Source organism: Pseudomonas sp. TWI628, assembly GCF_039673865.1.
GTDB lineage: Bacteria > Pseudomonadota > Gammaproteobacteria > Pseudomonadales > Pseudomonadaceae > Aquipseudomonas.
On sequence record NZ_JBDJMM010000015.1, the window covers coordinates 37867 to 57299 of the forward strand.

At 64.1% G+C, this 19433-nt stretch carries 20 protein-coding genes; 5 read left to right on the forward strand and 15 right to left on the reverse strand.

Annotation, left to right across the window (positions count from 1 at the left end; all coding sequences use genetic code 11):
* The 4 genes from ABE528_RS13415 to ABE528_RS13430 are packed head-to-tail and all read right to left on the reverse strand — an operon-like array spanning window position 1 to window position 2210.
* A complete protein-coding gene (locus ABE528_RS13415) occupies window positions 1-321 on the reverse strand; it encodes an AzlD domain-containing protein (protein ID WP_346653218.1) in 321 nt (106 codons plus the stop codon).
* The gene (locus ABE528_RS13420; RefSeq protein WP_346653219.1) at window positions 300-1001 is read right to left on the reverse strand and encodes an AzlC family ABC transporter permease; all 702 of its coding nucleotides are present in this window, start codon (window positions 999-1001) and stop codon (window positions 300-302) included. The genes ABE528_RS13415 and ABE528_RS13420 overlap by 22 nt, the downstream gene beginning before the upstream one ends.
* Window positions 998-1480, reverse strand: coding sequence for an N-acetyltransferase (locus ABE528_RS13425; RefSeq protein WP_152954027.1), 483 nt, complete (start codon window positions 1478-1480; stop codon window positions 998-1000). Before ABE528_RS13425 ends, ABE528_RS13420 begins: the two co-directional genes overlap by 4 nt.
* Complete coding sequence (locus ABE528_RS13430; RefSeq protein ID WP_152954026.1) at window positions 1464-2210, reverse strand: 2OG-Fe dioxygenase family protein; 747 nt, start codon at window positions 2208-2210, stop codon at window positions 1464-1466. Before ABE528_RS13430 ends, ABE528_RS13425 begins: the two co-directional genes overlap by 17 nt.
* 202 nt (window positions 2211-2412) lie before the next feature.
* On the opposite strand from ABE528_RS13430, the gene ABE528_RS13435 reads away from it, so the two are divergent.
* Window positions 2413-3282, forward strand: coding sequence for a LysR family transcriptional regulator (locus ABE528_RS13435; protein ID WP_152954025.1), 870 nt, complete (start codon window positions 2413-2415; stop codon window positions 3280-3282).
* A gap of 140 nt (window positions 3283-3422) precedes the next feature.
* On the opposite strand, the gene ABE528_RS13440 is transcribed toward ABE528_RS13435, so the two are convergent.
* Window positions 3423-3758 (reverse strand): helix-turn-helix domain-containing protein, encoded by a 336-nt coding sequence (locus tag ABE528_RS13440; RefSeq protein ID WP_346653220.1) that lies wholly within the window; start codon window positions 3756-3758, stop codon window positions 3423-3425.
* A gap of 50 nt (window positions 3759-3808) precedes the next feature.
* Here ABE528_RS13440 and xenA point away from each other — a divergent pair, with 50 nt between their 5' ends.
* Complete coding sequence (xenA, locus tag ABE528_RS13445; protein WP_152954023.1) at window positions 3809-4900, forward strand: xenobiotic reductase XenA; 1092 nt, start codon at window positions 3809-3811, stop codon at window positions 4898-4900.
* 46 nt (window positions 4901-4946) lie between these two features.
* Here the strand turns inward: xenA and ABE528_RS13450 are convergent, their stop codons facing one another.
* Both ABE528_RS13450 and ABE528_RS13455 read right to left on the reverse strand, forming a co-directional pair.
* Window positions 4947-6050 carry a P1 family peptidase gene (locus ABE528_RS13450; RefSeq protein ID WP_346653221.1) on the reverse strand — a complete coding sequence of 368 codons (1104 nt, stop codon included), beginning with the start codon at window positions 6048-6050 and terminating at the stop codon, window positions 4947-4949.
* Between the two features lie 15 nt (window positions 6051-6065).
* The gene (locus tag ABE528_RS13455) at window positions 6066-7415 is read right to left on the reverse strand and encodes an APC family permease (RefSeq protein ID WP_346653222.1); all 1350 of its coding nucleotides are present in this window, start codon (window positions 7413-7415) and stop codon (window positions 6066-6068) included.
* A 193-nt stretch (window positions 7416-7608) separates the two neighbouring features.
* On the opposite strand from ABE528_RS13455, the gene ABE528_RS13460 reads away from it, so the two are divergent.
* Entirely contained in the window at window positions 7609-8409 is an 801-nt protein-coding gene (locus tag ABE528_RS13460) for a helix-turn-helix transcriptional regulator (protein ID WP_346653223.1), read from the forward strand.
* A gap of 29 nt (window positions 8410-8438) precedes the next feature.
* On the opposite strand, the gene ABE528_RS13465 is transcribed toward ABE528_RS13460, so the two are convergent.
* From ABE528_RS13465 to ABE528_RS13485, 5 genes are all read right to left on the reverse strand, one after another.
* Entirely contained in the window at window positions 8439-9686 is a 1248-nt protein-coding gene (locus ABE528_RS13465; RefSeq protein ID WP_346653224.1) for an FAD-dependent oxidoreductase, read from the reverse strand.
* A 2-nt stretch (window positions 9687-9688) separates the two neighbouring features.
* Window positions 9689-11266 carry an aldehyde dehydrogenase (NADP(+)) gene (locus tag ABE528_RS13470; protein WP_346653225.1) on the reverse strand — a complete coding sequence of 526 codons (1578 nt, stop codon included), beginning with the start codon at window positions 11264-11266 and terminating at the stop codon, window positions 9689-9691.
* Window positions 11267-11339: 73 nt separating this feature from the next.
* Window positions 11340-12287, reverse strand: a complete 948-nt coding sequence (locus tag ABE528_RS13475; protein WP_152954017.1) for a dihydrodipicolinate synthase family protein — start codon at window positions 12285-12287, stop codon at window positions 11340-11342.
* A gap of 43 nt (window positions 12288-12330) precedes the next feature.
* Window positions 12331-13257 carry a 4-hydroxyproline epimerase gene (locus ABE528_RS13480; protein WP_152954016.1) on the reverse strand — a complete coding sequence of 309 codons (927 nt, stop codon included), beginning with the start codon at window positions 13255-13257 and terminating at the stop codon, window positions 12331-12333.
* A 23-nt stretch (window positions 13258-13280) separates the two neighbouring features.
* Window positions 13281-14894: an APC family permease gene (locus tag ABE528_RS13485; protein ID WP_346653226.1), complete on the reverse strand. Its 1614-nt coding sequence runs from the start codon at window positions 14892-14894 to the stop codon at window positions 13281-13283.
* 248 nt (window positions 14895-15142) lie between these two features.
* Here ABE528_RS13485 and ABE528_RS13490 point away from each other — a divergent pair, with 248 nt between their 5' ends.
* Window positions 15143-15925 (forward strand): AraC family transcriptional regulator, encoded by a 783-nt coding sequence (locus ABE528_RS13490; RefSeq protein ID WP_346653227.1) that lies wholly within the window; start codon window positions 15143-15145, stop codon window positions 15923-15925.
* On the opposite strand, the gene ABE528_RS13495 is transcribed toward ABE528_RS13490, so the two are convergent.
* Window positions 15913-16800 (reverse strand): LysR family transcriptional regulator, encoded by an 888-nt coding sequence (locus ABE528_RS13495; RefSeq protein ID WP_346653228.1) that lies wholly within the window; start codon window positions 16798-16800, stop codon window positions 15913-15915. The genes ABE528_RS13490 and ABE528_RS13495 overlap by 13 nt on opposite strands.
* Window positions 16801-16939: 139 nt before the next feature.
* On the opposite strand from ABE528_RS13495, the gene moaB reads away from it, so the two are divergent.
* A complete protein-coding gene (gene moaB, locus ABE528_RS13500) occupies window positions 16940-17491 on the forward strand; it encodes a molybdenum cofactor biosynthesis protein B (protein ID WP_346653229.1) in 552 nt (183 codons plus the stop codon).
* Here the strand turns inward: moaB and ABE528_RS13505 are convergent.
* Together ABE528_RS13505 and moaA are read right to left on the reverse strand one after the other, a co-directional pair.
* Window positions 17476-18375 carry a bestrophin family protein gene (locus ABE528_RS13505; RefSeq protein WP_346653230.1) on the reverse strand — a complete coding sequence of 300 codons (900 nt, stop codon included), beginning with the start codon at window positions 18373-18375 and terminating at the stop codon, window positions 17476-17478. The two genes, moaB and ABE528_RS13505, sit on opposite strands and share 16 nt — an antisense overlap.
* Before the next feature lie 20 nt (window positions 18376-18395).
* The gene (moaA, locus tag ABE528_RS13510; protein ID WP_346653231.1) at window positions 18396-19400 is read right to left on the reverse strand and encodes a GTP 3',8-cyclase MoaA; all 1005 of its coding nucleotides are present in this window, start codon (window positions 19398-19400) and stop codon (window positions 18396-18398) included.
* Window positions 19401-19433: the final 33 nt, after the last annotated feature.

The window sequence follows — 19433 nt, forward strand, 5'->3', positions numbered from 1 at the left end:
TCAAGCCAGCAGCGTGATCGCCACGTGCCCGGCGACGCCGGCACACACGCTGTAGATCAGGCTCCTCGACCAGTAGGCGATGATGATCACCGGAATCGCGGCTAGCAGGTCGGCACTCAGGCCGATCAGCGAGCCATCCTTGGCCACCAGCAATGCGGGTACGGTGATGCTGGCGATGATTGCCACCGGCAGGTATTCAATGACGTCATTGAACCACTTGGGGGACTTCTCCATCTTCAGCAGAAACGGTGTCGCGCGGGTCAGGTAGGTGATGGCAGCCATCAGCATCACCGCTGCGATCAGGTAGTTCTTTTCAGGCATAACCCTGCTCCACAGCCAACGGCGGTTGCGATGAATACGTTCAAGGGCGAGGGTGCAAACATGTTCAGCAGGCAGGTGGTGACGATCACCACCAGGGCGATGACGGCCTTGTTGAAGGTGCTGCACAGCGAAATCAGCACAAAGATCATCATGGCCGTCAGGGCATAGTCCAGCTTGAACTGGGAAAACCGGTTCAACGCATCCGAGGCCACCGCGCCAAACACCGCGCCGGCGATCCAGCTGGCATGGCAATAGGTATTGAACTGCAGCAGATAGCCAGGGGAGGTCGGCCTGCCGTTCTCCAGGCGTTGGCTGTGAAAGGCAAAGGACTCATCGGTCAGGCCGAATGCGTACAGCAACTTCTGCGGCTTGCTGATCGGCAGTTGCGCGCTGCGTTTGGACATGTACATCGCCATCAGCATGTGCCGCGAATTGATCAGCAAGGTCGACAAGGCAATGGTGATCAGCGGCGCGCTGCTGGTCATCAGTGCCAGTGCGGCAAACTGCGCCGCCCCGGCATAGACGAACAGGCACATGGCGGCCGGCAGCCACAAGGGCAGGCCGGCATTGATGCACATGACACCAAACACGAAGCTGACGACGAAATAGCCGGTAACGATCGGCAGGGCGTCGACCAGGCTCTCCTTGCGCGAGGTGGATAGCAGCACCGACGAGGTCACAGGTCGACCTCGCAGGTAATTTCACCCCGGGTTTGCAGGAAGCCTTGTTTCTGCCAGAAGCTCAGTGCGTTGGTGTTGTCATGCTCGACGAACAGAAACACCCGACGAATGCCGTGCTGGCGGAAATCGCTGAGAATCGAATTGGCCAATGAGGTGCCAATCCTGCTCTGGCGATAGTCCGGCGCCACTGCCATGTGGTTGATGGTACCCCGTGTCCCCATCAGGCCCCCCGCGACCGCGCCGACGATGGCCCCGGTCTGGTTCTCGGCCACGTAGCAATAGGTGTGCTCGGTGCCGAGCAGGCCTTTGAGCAGGCCTTCGTCCTGCCAGTCGCAGAACGAGGTTTCTTCGAAACGGCGGAAGAAGTCGACGATCTTGCGAGCATGGAAAGGAGTGGCTTTCTTGATGCTCAGGCCATTGATGTGTTCGGCCGGGAACAGTTTCGGCGCCGTGCCGATGCAACTAGTCGATAATGTCATGCTCGCTACCCGGCCGAGAGAAGGAAATGGCGATGATCTGCCGGTAGCCCATTTCAGCGTTGCTGGGGTTGGTGGCCGGCGTCACGTAGTGCTGCAGTTCACGATCGAGGAAGTAAGTGGTGTCGAGAATATTCAGGTAAGTGCCGGAGTCGATCACATTCGATTGTTTGTCGTAGATGTTGCTGGTGGCACCCTCGACGTTGTGGCGGCCCCAGAAGTGCACGCCGCTGAACGGATAACCGTCGCAGTGAATACCTTCGGGAGTAATTTCGATCTGCGCCCCGGGTTTGATTTCGATACGAATCTGGTGAACCTGGCACTGCCAGGTGACCGTGTGCAGTTCTTCTGGCAGCACGGCCTTGTACACGTCGAAATCCAGCCGAATCAGTGCCCGTAGTATCGGCGAGTTGAAGACGTCGGCGGAAATGTCATCGAAATGACGCGCCATACCGCCGACGTAGTTGTTGTGCGCCTCGGATTGTTCGTAGGCACGGTGATTGAGTTGGCACAGTTCACCGGTGACCGGGTTGAAGTCGAAGTCACTGTAACGGCGGTAACGCGTGCCCTTGTCAGCCTGACCGTAATAACGGTCGACGCCCATGGTTTCCCAACTTTTGGAAAACTCGACAAACTCTTTGAACCCCCCGGTCAGGGCATAATCGCTGCCCATGACATTGACTGTCTTGTTTTGTCGCAGGGCAGTAGCGATGTTTTTGTTCAGTGTCAGCATGGCCATCTCTTGTTATCTAAAAACTGGCAAAAATCTAACAGTTGGTTTGCGCGCCGAAACTTCACTTTTTTTTGAGGTGCCTCAAGCGTTGCTTGCTACCCGGCCGGCGTGCACCGTAAGCGTGCAGACAGTGCAGTGCCTTGTGCGTTATCCTCTTGCCGTGTTTGACGGTCTGCGTCAAAGGATCGGGAGGGGAGATTGAATGGACATCAAGGTGCTCAAAAACATCGTGAACGTGGCCCGAACGGGGTCGATCACCGATGCGGCCGAACAGGTTCACGTCACGGTCCAGGCCTTGGCCGCTCAGTTGAAAAAGCTCGAAGACCATTGCGGCTTCAAGTTGTTCGACCGCACCAACAAAGGGGTATCGCTGACCCAGGAAGGCGTGGGCATCCTGCCGCATGTTCTGGAAATCGTACGTTCTTCCGAGCGCATGCAGCTGAAGATCAATCAGTTGCGCCAGAGCCGCAATCAGCGCCTGCCTTTGCGCGTTGCCTTGAACAGCACGCTGTCCATGGAAATCAACCAGCAGATCATGGGCGGGGTGGTCAGCAAGTTGTCAGGCTACAGCCCGATCTTCAGTTGCTCGGAATCGCCCGACAACCTGACCAAGCTGGCCAAGGACGAAGCGGACATGGTGGTGGTGCTGGGCGACAGCGTTCCGGAAAACTATCATTCGGTGCCGCTCAAGGGGTTGCGCATCGAAGTCGTTGCCTCGTCGTCCAGCAATGACCGTTCAGCGCCCTGCGCGGTGATCAAACCGTTGCCCGAGTGCCCCTATCATTCGATCTTTTCCCGCTTCGCCGAGCGCCGGCCCGGTATGCTGGACGCTACAACCGTGTTTCATTCCGGCAGCGAGATCGTCAGTGTTTCCATGATCAAGAGCTTTGGTGGCGTGGGCGTGCTGTCGCGTGCCGTTGCCGAGGCCAATGACCTGTTCATCTGGCCTGGCTTCTCCGATTTTCTCGATGTGTACCTGGTCATGAAAGAGCCCTGGATCATCGAAGAAGAGTTCCCGCTGTTCGGCGCGGTACCCACCCCGCTGCGCAGCTTGGACGCCATCAGCGCCTGAGTCGGACAGGGCCAGACGCCGCGGGAGACCCGTGGCTTTGCGTCTTCAGCTGAAAATGCATTGATCGAAAACTCGCAGTTGGCGTGCACAACTACTGTGTGTTCATCATCTGGCCGAGGCGCAGCCGGTACAGGCTGAAATCAGTTCTGCCTCAAGATGCAGTCCAGCAACCCGGGAAAGCGCTCGCCCAGCATCTCGCTGCGCAGCGAATTCATGTGGGTGGTCCCGACATTGCGGGTGTGCACCAACCCCGCATCACGCAACACGCGAAAATGGTGCGACATGCTCGACTTCGGCCGCCCGCCATCGAGCTCGCCGCAGCTGGCCTCGGCCACGCCGGCCAGGTGGCGGACGATGCCCAGGCGCACCGGGTCGCTCAGTGCATAGAGCACACGCTCGAGAATCAGGTCTTCAGGGTTGGGGTGTTGGTAGGCTCGCATGGCCAACATGATAACGGGGGTTTCACTAATTGCCATAGTTCGATTATGATCGAACTATCGTATTCAGATAAGCCAGGAGCTTGCCCATGTCTGCCCTGTTCCAACCTTACACCCTCAAAGATGTCACTTTGCGCAACCGCATCGCCATCCCGCCGATGTGCCAGTACATGGCCGAGGACGGCATGATCAACGACTGGCACCATGTGCACCTGGCCGGCCTGGCCCGTGGCGGTGCCGGCCTGCTGGTGGTCGAGGCCACCGCCGTGGCGCCGGAAGGGCGCATCACCCCCGGTTGTGCCGGGATCTGGAGCGACGCCCATGCCCAGGCCTTCGTGCCGGTGGTGCAGGCGATCAAGGCGGCAGGCTCGGTGCCGGGCATCCAGATTGCCCACGCCGGGCGCAAGGCCAGCGCCAACCGCCCATGGGAAGGCGATGACCACATCGCGGCTGACGATGCCAATGGCTGGGACACCATCGCCCCGTCGGCCATCGCCTTCGGCGCGCACTTGCCGAAAGTGCCGCGCGAGATGACCCTGGACGACATCGCCCGGGTCAAACAGGATTTCGTCGATGCCGCGCGCCGTGCGCGTGATGCCGGCTTCGAGTGGATCGAGCTGCACTTCGCCCATGGCTACCTGGGGCAGAGCTTCTTCTCCGAGCATTCCAACCAGCGCACCGATGCCTACGGTGGCAGCTTCGACAACCGCAGCCGCTTCCTCCTGGAAACCCTGGCCGCCGTGCGTGAGGTGTGGCCGGAAAACCTGCCACTGACCGCCCGCTTTGGGGTGCTGGAGTATGACGGCCGCGACGAGCAGACCCTGGAAGAGTCGATCGAACTGGCGCGCCGGTTCAAGGCTGGCGGGCTGGACCTGCTGAGCGTCAGCGTGGGCTTCACCATCCCCGACACCAACATCCCGTGGGGCCCGGCATTCATGGGGCCGATTGCCGAGCGTGTGCGTCGTGAGGCGGGCTTGCCGGTGACCTCGGCGTGGGGCTTTGGTACGCCGCAACTGGCCGAGGAGGCATTGCAGGCCAACCAGCTGGACCTGGTGTCGGTGGGGCGTGCGCACCTGGCCGATCCGCACTGGGCGTACTTCGCGGCGAAGGAGTTGGGCGTGGACAAGGCCTCCTGGACCTTGCCGGCGCCGTATGCACACTGGCTCGAGCGCTATCGCTGAGCCATGAGCTGGCCCCACAGGCACTGCGGTACCTGTGGGGCGCCAGTTACCTACCGCAGCGCCAGCCAACCTTGCGCATTGCGCTCAGCAAGCGTTGCCCATCCAGCCCCGGCACCAGCACCCCCTCCGCTGTCCGCATGTCTTTACCAGCAACCAGCGCGTTGACGATCGCTTCTTCCACCGCCTCTGCCGCCGCCATGAACAGCGGCGTGATGTGGTCGTTGGCAAGCATCTGCACCGGCTGGCTGAAGGGTACCCCTTTGCGCCCATACGCTGCAGGCGGCAGTTGCTGGTCGGCGGTGGAGAACGCCACGAACAGGTCGCCACTGGCATCCTCGGTACCGCCCCCGGTCCGGGCGATACCGATCGATGCCCGCTGCGCCAGACGCTGGCACTGGTGGGGGAGCAACGGCGCATCGGTGGCAATGATCACCACGATCGAGCCCATGCCGGGTTCGCCACGTTCGGCGAAGGGCGAGGGGATATCGTCGAGCACCCGGCCGACCGGGTAGCCATCGACCCGCAGCTCCTGTCGCTGGCCGTGGTTGGCCTGTAACAACACCCCCACCGTCCAGCCGCCCTGGTCAGGAGGAAGGCGCCGTGAAGCAGTGCCAATACCACCCTTGAATTCATGGCAGATCATGCCGGTCCCACCACCCACCGCACCTTCGGCAACCGGCCCGGATTCGGCGCGTGCCAGCGCTTCGTTCACCTGATCGGGCCCTACATGCTGGCCCCAGATATCATTGAGCAGGCCATCGTAGGTCTCCAGTACCACGGGCATGCACCAGTACACTGACGGGTCGCCCAGGGTGTCGCGTTCTGCAGCGATCAGCGCATCGCGCACTACCCCGACACTGTGGGTATTGGTGATGGCAATCGGGGTGGTCAACAGGCCGGCTTCGCGAATCCACTCGAGGCCGGTGGCATCACCGTTGCCATTGAGCACGTGGACCCCGGCAAAGCAAGGCGCCAGGCGGGCCGCCAGCGGGCGCGGCTGGATCACCGTCACCCCGGTACGCACCTGTTTGTCGGCACTGTTGGTAATCATGGTGCTGTGGCCGACGCGGATGCCGGGTACATCGGTGATGGCGTTGAATTCACCCGGTTGGCCAAGGCCCAGGGTGATACCAAGTTGACGAGCGCGCATAGGGACTCCTGTGGGTCAGAGTTTCTGGAAGGCTGGGCTGAACTTGCCGTAGGTGCTGTAGAGCATCACCGAAACGGCCAGCAGCATGAGGATGATGAGGATGTCGCGCAGGGGCGCGCCAAGCAGGCCGCTGAGCAGCAGGTAACCTGCGCCAACCACCGCCAGCAACGCGGGCAACGGCCACAGGGGCATGCGATAGGGGTGTTCGCGGTCGCTGCGCAGCACCCGGCTGAACAGACCGCACAGCGCTACCGCCAGGTACACCATCAGAAGTAGCAGCACGGTGAAGGAGGTCATTTCTTCCAGGTTGGAGCTGAAGCTCAGAGCGGCAGACGGTATGGCCAGCAGCAAGGTGGCCAGCCAAGGCGAATCCCAGCGCGGGTGGATACGGGTGAACAGGCGGTTCAGCGTTGGCGTCCACAATTGATCGCGGCCGCTGCTGAAGATCACCCGGCCGGACTGGATGACGATGGCGATGATGGCATTGAATACCGAAAGGAAAATGCCAGCGCTCACCAGCCGTGACAGCATCGGGTTACCGTGGGCGTTGAGCAGGTAGCCAATCGGGTCGCTGCTGGCCAGCATTGCTTCCAGCGAGGGCGCGCCCAGCAACAGCGCGCAGATGGGCACCAGCTCGATGGCCACCACCAAAGCCAGTGACCAGAGCACCGCCCGATGGGTACTGCGGCCGCCGTCTTTCATGTCTTCGGCCAGCACCACGGCGGCGCCGAAGCCGTTGTAGGCAAACAGCGCCGTGCCGATCGAGGCGAACACCAGTGCCCAGGGGGCGGCGCTGAGTAGCCCGTGGTCGATATGCTGGGGCGTGATCAACACGCTCAGCGGCTGGCTCACGTTACCCAGGCCCAGCGCTACGATGACCAGCACAGCAGCCATTTCGCACAACAGGAACACGCCCGTGACCCAGGCGTTGAGGCGGATGTTGAGGGTGCCGAGGGCATAGCTGCCGGCGACGATCGCCAGGGCCACGGCCTGGGTATCGAAGGCTGTACCAAGGGCGTTGTTCAGATAGGTGGCGGCCCCGGTGGCCAGCACCGGTGGAATGAACAACAGCGAGACCAGCACCGTGAGGAAGGTGGCATAGCCGGCCATGCCGCCGAACACCCGCTTGGCATACACATATTCGCCGCCGGCAGAGCTGTGGGCACGGCCCAGTTCGGCATAGCACCAGGCGAACATCAGCGCCAGCACTGCCGCCAGCACGAAGGCCAGCACCGCGCCGCTGCCGGCCTGGGCAATGGCGAATGGCGCAATCACGAACACGGAACTGGCCGGGGTAACCGCCGAAACGGTGATTGCGACCACATCGAGCATGCCCAGGCTGGGCTTGAGCGCACTGTCGTGCATGTCGTTCTCCTCGAATTGTTATTGGGGATTGAGGCAGTGACGGAACCCGCGAACACCCTGCGGATGGGGTGCTGCATGGGCTGCAATCTAGGCGTGGGGCAGGGCGCAGCCAATTACCATTTGGGGTTACGCCCCTTGACGTGGGCGTAGCAAAGGCGGGAAATCGCATGACCTTCTCAGGGGAGCCGACACGGTGCACAACGTTTTTCATGAAGTCGGCATGCATGCCAATCTCGGCCGCACCATTGAACAGATCGGTCAGCCACGCTTCTGGAAGCAACTGATCCTGTTGCTGCATCGCTGGTTGCCGTTCGATAACGCTCTCGCGGCGCACTACCCCGTCAGCGGTACGCCGGTGGTACTGGAAGAGCACGATGCAACGCCGCAGGCAGGGCCGGTGGCAATGTCCCTGTACCTGAGCGGGCTGTACCAGCTCGACCCGTTCTACCTGGCCTGCCAGGAGGGTGTGGGCAGTGGTTTGTATCGGCTGGATGAGCTGGCGCCGGATCACTTTCACCAGAGCGAGTACTACCTCAGCTGGTTCCAGGCGCATGTCCTGACGGACGAGGTGCAGTTCATCCTGCAGCTCCCGGGCCAGGGGGCGCTGAGCTTGTCGCTGGGCCGCGGGCAGGCATTCGATGCCGAGCAGTGCGGCTTGCTGGCGATGATCTGCCCGTGGGTACTGGCGCTGATGCAGCAGCATTGGCAAGCCGCCAGCACACGCTTGCTGGCGCAGGACGAGCCAGTGGCGGTGCAGGTGCGTGATGCCCTGAGCCAGTTTGGCGCGGGCGTGTTGTCCGAGCGCGAGCTGGAGATTGCCAGGTTGATATTGCGCGGGTTCTCCTCGAAGGCCATGGCCGAGCGCCTGGCGATTTCACCGGAGACGATCAAGGTCCATCGCCGGCACTTGTATACCAAGCTCGATATCTCGTCGCAGCCGGAGTTGTTTTCGCTGTTCCTGCAATCGTTGGGGCACGATCCTCAGCACCCATGAATGCTGAGCGTGCCCCTGTACGAGGTCGATCAGAAGCGATCCAGGCGATAAGCCCCCATTTCGCGGACGTCGGCTTGTTTAGCCAAGCGCCCCACCCATTCCGCCGTCACCGCCGCCTGGGTCAAACCCAGATGCTGATGCCCAAACGCCAGCAGCACCCGCCCATCACACACCCGGTCGATCACCGGCAACGAGTCGGGCAACGATGGCCTGAAGCCCATCCACGGCGTCGCGCCTTCAGCACTCAACTCCTGCTGGAACAACCCCTTGCTCAACCGGTGCAACTGCCACGCTCGCTGCATGCTAGGTGGCGCATCGAGCCCGGCGAACTCCACCGTGCCGGCCAGGCGTAGCCCGTCAGCCATGGGCGTCATGATGAACTTGCGCTCCAGCGAGGTGACCGCAAACGGCAGGCGTTGCTGCTCCTGCGGCAGCATCAGGTGATAGCCGCGCTCGGTATCCAGCGGTACGCGTTTGCCGGTGAGCGCGGCCGTAAGCTGCGCAGAATGCGCGCCGCAACTGAGCAGCACCTGGCGCGCCTTGAACGTCCCCTGGTCACTGGCCAGGCTGACGCCGTCGCCGTGCAATTGCCCACCCGCAACCCGCGCCTGGACGAAACGCACGCCGCTGGCCTTGGCTGCCTCGAACAGCGCGCAGACCACCCGGTACGGATCGATGAAGTGCCCGGTATGCGGGAAGAACAACCCCCCCAGCAGCGCAGGGTTCAGCTGCGGTGCTGCCTCGCGCACGGTGTCTGCCGACCAGTAATCCACCGCCACGTTCTGCTGCTGCATGCGCGCCTGCAAGGCCTGCAGCGCCTGGCGCGACTCGGGCCGTTCGAACACCAGCAACGAGCCATCTTCCTTGAACAGCTCGCTGCGCCCGATCGAGCCGAGCAAGCGCTGCCAGGCTCCCAGGCTGCCTTCGTTCAGCGCCCGGATACCGGCCACGCTGCGCTGGAACGGTGCCGGGCGCAGGTTGAGCAGCAGCCGGGTGAACCACGGCATGGCCTTGGGCAGGTACTTCCAGTCCAGGCGCAACGGGCCCATCGGGTCGAGCAGCATGCGCGGCAGGCGCTTGAGGATCGACAGGTCGGCGATCGGGAACACCTGCTCGGTGGCCAGGTGCCCGGCGTTGCCATAGGACGCGCCATGGCCGGGTGCCTGCTGGTCGAGCAGCAGCACCCGACGGCCCTGGCGGGCCAGTTGCAGGGCGCAGGCCACGCCGACGATGCCGGCACCGACCACGGCGATATCGGTTTCAGGGGCGTCGACCATGCTCACCCTTCCCGTTTGCCGTCGAGCAAGCGCCGCAGTTGCAGCGGGTTGCCGTGCTTGAGCGCCTGCGGCAGCAGGGCATCGGGGAAGTCCTGGTAGCACACCGGGCGCAGGAAGCGCAGGATCGCCGCGGTACCCACCGAGGTGGTGCGGGCATCGGAGGTGGCCGGGAACGGCCCGCCGTGGACCATCGCGTCGCACACCTCGACACCGGTCGGCCAGCCGTTGACCAGAATGCGCCCGGCCTTGCGCTCCAGGGTTGGCAGCAGGGCGCGGGCAGTGTCGATGTCGGCAGCGTCCAGTTGCAGCGTGGCGGTCAACTGGCCTTCGAGGTGTTCGGCCACCTGGCGGACCTGCTCATCGCTGGTGCAGGCCACCACCAGCGAAGCGGCACCGAACACTTCGGCCTGCAATGCCGGGTCGCTGAGAAACGCTTCGGCCTGGGTCACGAACAGCTGCGCCTGGCACTGGTTCGGCCCTTGTTGTGCCAGGCCGCTGGCGGCAACCGTAGCGTTGGTGTTGTTGGCCAGGGCGCCGACGCCAGCGGCATAGGCGCTGGCAATACCTGGCGTGAGCATGGTCTGCGCGGCGGCCTGGCGTACATGCTCGCTGGCAGCCGCGATGAAGCGCTGCAGCGCTGGCCCCTGGCGGGCGATGACCAGCCCGGGGTTGGTGCAGAATTGCCCGGCGCCCTGGGTCAGTGAGGCAACGAAGGCTTGCGCCAGTGTTTCGCCACGGGCCTGCAAGGCGGCGTCGAAGAGGAACACCGGGTTGATCGAGCTCATCTCGGCGTACACCGGAATCGGCTCAGGGCGGGCCTGGGCTGCCTGGCACAGGGCCATGCCACCGCTGCGCGAACCGGTGAAACCGACTGCCTTGATGCGCGGGTCGCTGACCAGGGCGATGCCGACTTCACGGCCGGAGCCGTACAGCAGCGAGAACACGCCTTCGGGCAGGCCGCAATGTTTGACTGCGCGGGCCACGGCCTGGCCGACCAGTTCGCTGGTGCCGGGGTGCGCGGCGTGGGCCTTGACCACTACCGGGCAACCGGCGGCCAGCGCCGAGGCGGTGTCGCCGCCAGCTACCGAGAAGGCCAGGGGGAAGTTGCTGGCGCCGAACACCGCCACCGGGCCCAGGGCCACCTGGCGTTGGCGCAGGTCGGCGCGGGGCAGCGGCTGGCGTTCGGGCAGGGCGTTGTCGACCCGCACATCCAGCCATTCACCGCTGTGGACCACCCGGGCGAAGGTGCGCAGCTGCGTGCAAGTGCGGCCACGTTCGCCCTGGATGCGCGCCTTCGGTAGGCCGCTTTCGGCCACGGCGCGGTCGATCAGGGCATCGCCGAGCGCTTCGATTTCGCTGGCGATGGTTTCGAGGAAATGGGCGCGTTGTTCCAGCGAGGTTTCGCGGTAACCGTCGAACGCCGCCCAAGCCAGTGCGCAGGCCTGGGCCACGTGTTCGCCGGTGCCGCCGGCGTAGGCGGGTTCGAGGGCCTGGTTGGTGGCCGGGTCGATGGCGCGGATCGCGTCGCGGCTGCCGGGTACGGCAGATTGGCCGATCAGCAGGTTGCCTGTCAGGGTCATGGGGCGTCCTTTGAAATTGAATTCAGTATCAAGGTGCACCGCACCCCTACAGGGGCCGCGGTGCGTCTTGGGATCAGGCCAGGTTCTGCTCGGCCGACCAGTTGGCGTACCACTTGCGGAACAGCGCGTACTGCTGCTCGGCGTAGTTGCGCTGGGCATCGGTCAGCACGTCGGTTTCGTTGAAGTGCAGGCTGTATTCGGTGTCGCCGTTGAGCACCATCAGGTGCTTGTAGTACAGCACCAGGTCGCAGCCTTCATCGAACGACGACAGCACCGCCAGCGCCGCTTCCAGTTCACGTGCCAGGCGGCGGGCCTTGGCGTCGCCCTTGGCGGCCTGCTTGCTCAGGCTCACCAGTTGCAGCACTTCACGTGGCAGGGCGTTGCCGATGCCGGTGATGGCGCCGGTGGCGGCGCAGTTGACGAAGCCATGCACCACCTGGGTGTCGACGCCGACCATCAGGGTCACGTCGTTATCCTGGGAGGTGATGTGCTCGGCGGCGTAGCGCAGGTCGGCGCCACCGCCGAATTCCTTGAAGCCGATCAGGTTAGGGAATTCACGGCGCAGTTCGAAGAACAGGTCGGCGCGGGTGGCAAAGCCGTAGTAGGGGCTGTTGTAGATCACCGCCGGCAGCTTCGGCGCAGCGGCGAGAATGGCCGAGAAGTGGTGCTTCTGGGCGATCAGCGAAGCACCGCGGCTGAGCACGCGCGGAATGACCATCAGGCCAGCGGCACCGACCTTGGCCGCGTGTGCCGCATGGGCCACGGCTTCACGGGTGTTCACCGCACCGGTGCCGACAATGGTCGGGATGCCGGCGGCCACCAGGCGGGCCACGCCCTCCTGGCGCTCGGCTTCGGTCAGCAGCGGCCAGTCGCCCATCGAGCCGCAGTAGACCACGGCGCTCATGCCGGCCTCGATCAGTTCGCGGCCCTTGCGCACCAAGGCGTCAAAGTCCGGCTTGCGCTCGGCGGTGCACGGGGTCATCAGGGCAGGCATGGTGCCGGTGAAGATGTTGTCAGTCATTGTTGTCACTCCTGGCGATATTCAGTTGTTTAAAAAGCCGGGTTCAGATGCCCCAGGCGAATGGATCCTGTTCGTCGATCAGCAGGGTGCTGTCGGCGGTCATGTAGGCGCGGCCGGTGATGAACGGGCGAATGCGCTCGCCGTCGCGCTCGTAGCGGCCGTGGAACTGGCTGCCGGTGATGCTGGCCTGCACCCAGGTCTGGCCTGCTTCAAGCTTGCCGTCGGCGGCAAGGCACGCCAGCTTGGCGCTGGTGCCGGTGCCGCAGGGCGAGCGGTCGTAGGCCTTGCCGGGGCACATGACGAAGTTGCGGCTGTCGGCATTGGCGTCGTCGGCAAACAGCTCGACATGGTCGATCGGCGCGCCGTTTTCGCCGGTGATGCCCTGGGCTTCGAGGGCCTTGAGCATGGCCCAGGTGTACTCGGTGAGGGCTTCGCGGTTGTCCAGTTCGATGCGCTGGCCGTGTTCGGAGACCAGGAAGAACCAGTTGCCGCCCCAGGCGATGTCGCCGCGCACCACGCCATGCCCGGGCACCTCCACCGCCACCTGCTGGCGGTAGCGGTAGGACGGCACGTTGCCGACGGTAACCGCGCCGTCTTCATGCAGGGTGGCGCTGACCTGGCCGACCGGGGTGTCGATCTTGTGCACGCCCGGCTCGATCAGGCCCAGGTGCTGCAGCGAGGCGACCAGGCCGATGGTGCCGTGGCCGCACATGTTCAGGTAGCCGGCGTTGTTGAAGAAGATCACCCCGCAGGTGGCATCGGCCGACACCGGTGGGCAATACAGCGCGCCGACCAGCACATCGTTGCCGCGTGGCTCCAGCAGGCAGGCACGGCGCCATTGATCGTGCAGCTCGCGCAGTTCGTCGCGCTGCTCGGCCATGCTGCGCCCCTGCAGCTGCGGGAAGCCTTTCATCACCAGGCGGGTCGGTTCGCCGCCGGTATGCGAGTCGATGACGTGAATCTGTTTCATGGGCTTGTCCATTGCTTGAAGGATCAGGAGGCGACGGCGGCGGGGCGGCCGGTATAGGTTTCAGCGCTGGCTTCACTTTCGTCGTCGCCTTCCAGGTGCACCAGGTGAGCCGGCACGCCGGTGGCCGCGCCCCAGTAGTAGATGCCCAGGGCGCAGGCGGCCACGGCCACGGTGTCGAACGGGTGGCCGAGCACACCCAGTCCGCCGAAGCTACCCAGCCAGGACAGCAGGATGGTCACGGCGTAGAAGCCGATCAGCCAGGCCGACGAACGTACTTGCTGGGCCAGCGACAGGTGCTGGGTGGGGACGAAGCGGCCGCACAGCAGGTACAGCACGAACATCACGATCTGCAGGGCCAGCAGCCACGACACGGTGCTCCAGCCCGACCAGTAGACGATCAGTGCAGCGATGATGAACGACAGCGGGCCGAGCACGCCCATGCCCTTGACCCGGAATGGGCGTGGCATGTTCGGCGCATTGCGGCGCAGGGCGGCGACGGTGACCGGGGCCACGGCGTAGCTCAGCACCAGGGCGGCGGACACCACGTTGATCAGCGCTTCCCAGGAGGGGAATGGCAGGGTCCAGAACACCGACAGGCCGAAGGTCAGCCACAGTGCCGGGCGTGGGATACCGGACTCGGCGTCGATGCGGGTGAAGTACTTGAAGAAGGTGCCGGTCTGCGCCCAGCCATAGACCACGCGTGGGGTGGCGTTCATGTAGATGTTGCCGCAGCCGCTGGGCGAGATCACCGCATCGGCCACCACCAGATAGGCCAGCCAGCCAACGCCCAGGGCCAGGGCGATGTCACGGTAGGGCAGGGCCAGTTCCTTGGTCACTGCGGCCCAGCCGTTGCTCAGCATTTCGGTCGGCACGCTGCCGAGGAAGGCCAGTTGCAGCAGGGCGTAGATCGCGGTGGACAGCAGCACCGAGAGGATCAGCGCGATCGGGATGGTGCGCTGCGGGTTCCTCACCTCGCTGGCCACCGAGATGATCGGCGTCAGCCCCAGGTAGGCGAAGATGATGCCACCGGCCGACACCGCCATTTCCACGCCAGACAGGCCGAACGGGGCGAAGCCCTGGACCTCGAAGTTCTGCGGCTTGAAGAAGCTGAACAGCACGCCGATCACCAGCAGCGGCACGATGAACTTGAACACGCTGACCAGGTTGTTGGCCTTGGCGAAGGTCTTCACGCTGCGGTAGTTGAGGAAGAAGAACAGCCCCAGCAAGGCGAACTGCACCAGCCAGCCGAGCACCGTCGGGTCGCTGGAGCCGGCCTTGGTCAGCCCGGGGAACCAGGCCGCAGCGTACTGGCGCGAGGCGACCACTTCGATGGCGATCAGGCTGGAGAAGGCGATCAGCGTGATGAAGCCCATCAGGTAGCCGAGCAGCGGGCCGTGCGAGTACACCGGGTAGCGCACCACGCCACCGGCTCGCGGCAGGGCGGCGCCAAGTTCGCAGTAGACGATACCCAGCAGCAGCACGGCGAAACCGCCGAGGAACCAGGAGAGGATACCGGCCGGGCCGGCGATGGCCGAGACATGGCTGGCGGCGAACAGCCAGCCGGAGCCGAAGATGGCGCCGAGGCCGATGAAGGTGAGGTCGAGCAATGACAGCTGTTTCTTGAATTTGCCTGACATGGGTGCGCCTTTTTGTAGGTTTTGGATAGGCAGGTCTGATGTCACGTGATGCGGCTTTTTACGGCCGCGCTCTTGTAGGTCTTGGGCGGCTTGCGTGGGGCATAGAGTGGACCCGAACGGGGCCGGGGTTCTTGATGGTTTTCTGCAGGGTGAATGACGAAATCGGCACAATTAAAAAAAGTGCTGGTGACTGTGCAGGGTCGATGGGTAGGCTGGAAGCCACGCTGCATAAGGGCTGTAGAGAACAGATGACACGCTCGAACCTGACCACCCTGTACCAGTCTCTCGACCAGCACCGCCCGGCCACCCTCGAAGCCCTGTTGGCCGGAGTGTCGCTGCTGCTGCCGATCCTCGACGCCATCCCCAACGCGGCGATCTTCATCAAGGACCCGGCCGCCCGCTACGTGCTGGCCAACACCACCCTGGTCCAGCGCTGCGGCCTCAAGCGCCTGCAGCCGCTGCTGGGCAAGACCAGTGCCGAAGTGTTCCCGGCGCAACTGGGCCCTGGCTACACCGAGCAGGACCGCCGCGTGCTCAAGGATGGGCTGGTGCTGGAAGACCAGCTCGAACTGCACCTGTACGGCAGCCGTGAACCGGGCTGGTGCCTGACCCACAAGCGCCCGCTGCGCAACCCGGCCGGCGAGATCATCGGCCTGGTGGGCATTTCCGTCGACCTGCAGTCAGCCGCCGACACTCACCCCGCCTACCGGCGCCTGGCTGCCGTGGACGAGCACATCCGCCAGCATTTCCACCAGCCGATCAGCATGCATGAGTTGACCCGCATCGCCGGGATTTCCGTGGCGCAACTGGAGCGTTACTGCAAGCGGGTGTTCCACCTCACGCCGCGGCAGATGATCCACAAGGCACGCCTGGAGCACGCCCACCGGCTGCTGCACTCTGATTTGCCGATCACCGAAGTAGCGCTGCGCTGCGGTTACACCGACCACAGCGCCTTCAGCCGCCAGTTCAAGCAGCTGACCGGCTTCACGCCCCGGCAATATCGCCAGGCAACGGCGGATCAGCGGGGTTGAAACAGCAGCTTCGCTTCGTCGAAGCACTGCTCGGCAATTGCCGAACGCGGCTCGCTGCGGCGCAGCAGCAGGCCGACCGGGCTGTGGATGCTGGCGTCGGCGATGGGGATGATGCGCATGTGTTCGCTGAGGTCTTCCAGGCCGCAGCCCAGCGGCATGATCGCACAGCACACGCCGGTGTTGATGGCCTGCACCAGCTGGAAGGTCGAGTCGCTTTCCAGCACGGCATTGGGCTCGAGGCCACGGCTGCGCAAGCTCAGGTCCAGTGACTGGCGGTAGTGCATGCCTTTGCTCAGCAGGCCCAGGGGAATGTCGCCGAGCTCGTCCCAGCGCAGGCTGTCGGTATCGAACTGGAAGTGCTGGGTGTCGAACAGCAGGCCCATGGTGGTGGTGCCCAGTTCGATCACTTCGAAGAAGTTGGCGTTGACCTGGTCGAGGTAGCAGATGCCCAGGTCGAGCTGGTTGCGGCTCAGGCCGTCCATGATCTGCTCGGTGCTGTGCGAGCTGAGCTGGAATTGCAGCTCGGGGTACTTCTCGCGCAGCGGCAGCAGCAGGTGCATGGGGTTGAAGCTGGCCAGCGGCACGGTGCCCAGGCGCAGGCTGCCGACCACCTGGCCACGGCAACTGGCGGCCTCGGCCTGCAGGCCGTCATGGGCGGCGAGCAGGGTGCGGGCCCAGGCCAGGATGCGTTCGCCCGCTTCGGTGAAGCCCTCGAAGCGCTGGCCGCGCTTGACCAGTACCAGGTCCAGTTCGTCCTCCAGGTTGCGCAGGCGCATGGACAGGGTCGGCTGGGTGATATGGCACAGCGCCGCAGCCTGGCCGAAGTGGCGGGTCTGGTCGAGGGCGATGAGGAACTTGAGCTGCTTGATGTCCATGGAAGTGCCTGGCGTCTGGTTGTGCAGACCTTAACCCACGTCTGCGATAGATGTCATTGATCGGCCGGTTCGCCATTTCGATTGGACGCTTGTCGGGCTTGTCTCTAGCGTGACGCAATGCCATTCAAGGAGCTTCACCGTGCGTGTTCAACCCGATGCGGTTTTCATACCGCTGAATATCGCTGTGCTGACCGTCAGCGACACCCGTACCTACGCCAACGACACCTCCGGCGAGCTGCTGGCCAGCCGCTCGGTGGAGGTCGGCCATCGCCTGGTGGCGCGGGCGCTGCTCAAGGATGACCTGTACAAGATCCGCGCCCAGGTAGCGAGCTGGATTGCCGATGACGACGTGCAGGTGGTGCTGATCACGGGTGGCACCGGCTTTACTGGGCGTGACAGCACGCCGGAGGCGGTGCAGTGCCTGCTGGATCGGACCGTCGATGGCTTTGGTGAGCTGTTCCGCGCCTTGTCCATTCTCGATATCGGCAGCTCGACCGTGCAGAGCAGGGCGCTGGCGGGGGTTTCCAACGGCACGCTGGTGTGCTGCCTGCCTGGCTCGACCGGCGCTTGTCGGACGGCCTGGGAAGGCATCCTGGTGGAGCAGCTGGATGCGCGGCATCGGCCCTGTAACTTTGTGAAGCACCTGAAGCCTATCGATGCCTGCGAAAGCCGCGGTCAGCTCAGTACATAATCCACAGGCAGCAACACCGGTGGCAGCGGCTCGACGCCCAAGGCCCCCAGCACATCCCGCTCCACCGTGCGCACCATGGCATCCATCGGCAGGTCGTTCTCATCGCGCCCGAACGGGTCCTCCAGCTCGTTGCCGATCGCATCCAGGCCGAAGAAGGTGTACCCGACGATGGTGGTGAACAGCGGCGCCAGCCAGCCCAGCGGCTCGGCCAGGGCGAACGGCAGCAGCAGGCAGAAGATGTAGATGGTGCGGTGCAGCAGCAAGGTATAGGGGAACGGCAGCGGCGAGCCCTTGATCCGCTCGCAGGTGGCCTGCACCTCGGTCAGCCCGGCCAGGCGCTGCTCCAGCAGGGTGTAGCGCCATTCGCTGATCTGCCCTTGCTCAGCCAGCCGTGAACAGTGCATGCCGATATCGCGCAGGATGCCATCGCACACATTGTGCGCGGCCACCGGGGTAGCCTCGTTGAGCCATGGGCGGGTGGCGTTCACTTCGTTTTCGTTACGCAACCGCGCATTCAGCCCATGGGCAAACCCGCACAGGCTGCGCAGCAGCTCGGCGCGCAGTTTTTCGTCAGCGATCACCAAGCTCTCGCGTATGAACGAGCGGGTTTCGATGATCAGCTTGCCCCAGGCCTTGCGCCCCTCCCACCAGCGGTCGTAGCAGGCGTTGTTGCGAAAGCTCATGAAGATCGACAGCGACAGGCCCAGCAAGGTGAATGGCGTGGCGCTGACCGGGTAGAAGAACGCCGGAAAGTGCCGCTCGACCAGCACGATCAGCGCGGCCAGCAAGGTGACCATCAGGCAGCGCAGGGCAATGCGCTTGACGATCGACCCCTTGAGGGTGAACAGCACGCGCAGCACATCGGGGCGGGGGTGGACGATCATGGAAATCCAGAGGCGGCCGATCAGCCGCCGGTCATGTTCATGAAGCGCAGGATCTGCACCTCGCCACCGACTTCGAAGTGATGGCGGTAGGGTTTGAGGTGCAGTGAGTCGCGGATGGCCTTCTCCAGCCGTGCCGCATCGCCGGGGTGGGCGCGCAGTACCTGCTTGAGGTCCATCGAGTGTTCGTTGCCCAGGCACAGCAGCAGGCGGCCCTCGACTGTCAGGCGCACGCGGTTGCAGGTGGCGCAGAAGTTGTGGCTGTGCGGCGAAATGAAGCCGACCCGGGTATTGGCGGCTTCGGCCAGGCGCCAGTAGCGCGCCGGGCCCTGGGAAGATTCGGTGGATTCGATCAGGGTGAAGTGCTCGGCCAGGCGCTCACGCACTTCATCGCTGGAGCAGAACGACTCGCCGCGTTCATGTTCGTTTATCTCCCCCAGCGGCATCTCTTCGATGAAGGTGATGTCCAGCTCGCGGTCGATGGCAAAGCGCACCAGGTCGACCAGCTCGTGGTCGTTGCGGCCCTTGAGCACCACGCAATTGAGTTTGGTGCGGCGGAAGCCGGCCTGGCGTGCCGCGTCGATGCCGGCGATCACCTGGTGGAGGTCGCCGGTACGGGTAAGCTGCTTGAAGCGCTCGGCGTCAAGGCTGTCGAGGCTGATGTTCAGGCGGGTGACGCCAGCGTCGAACAGCGGCTGGGCCAGGCGCCCGAGCTGTGAGCCGTTGCTGGTCATGCACAGTTCGCGTAGGCCGGGCAGGGCGGCAATGCGCCCGCACAGGTCGACGATGCCCTGGCGTACCAACGGCTCGCCACCGGTCAGGCGGATCTTGCGGGTGCCGAGGGCGACGAAGCGCTCGGCGACCTGGAACAGTTCTTCCAGGCTGAGGATCTGCTGGCGCGGCAGGAATTGCATGTCTTCGGCCATGCAGTAGACGCAACGGAAGTCGCAGCGGTCTGTGACCGACATCCGCAGGTAGTCGATTTTCCGGTTGAAGCCGTCGATCAGGGCCCGGCTGTTCTGTTCCACGTTGGCGCTCGAAAGGAAATGGGGGCTACAGGA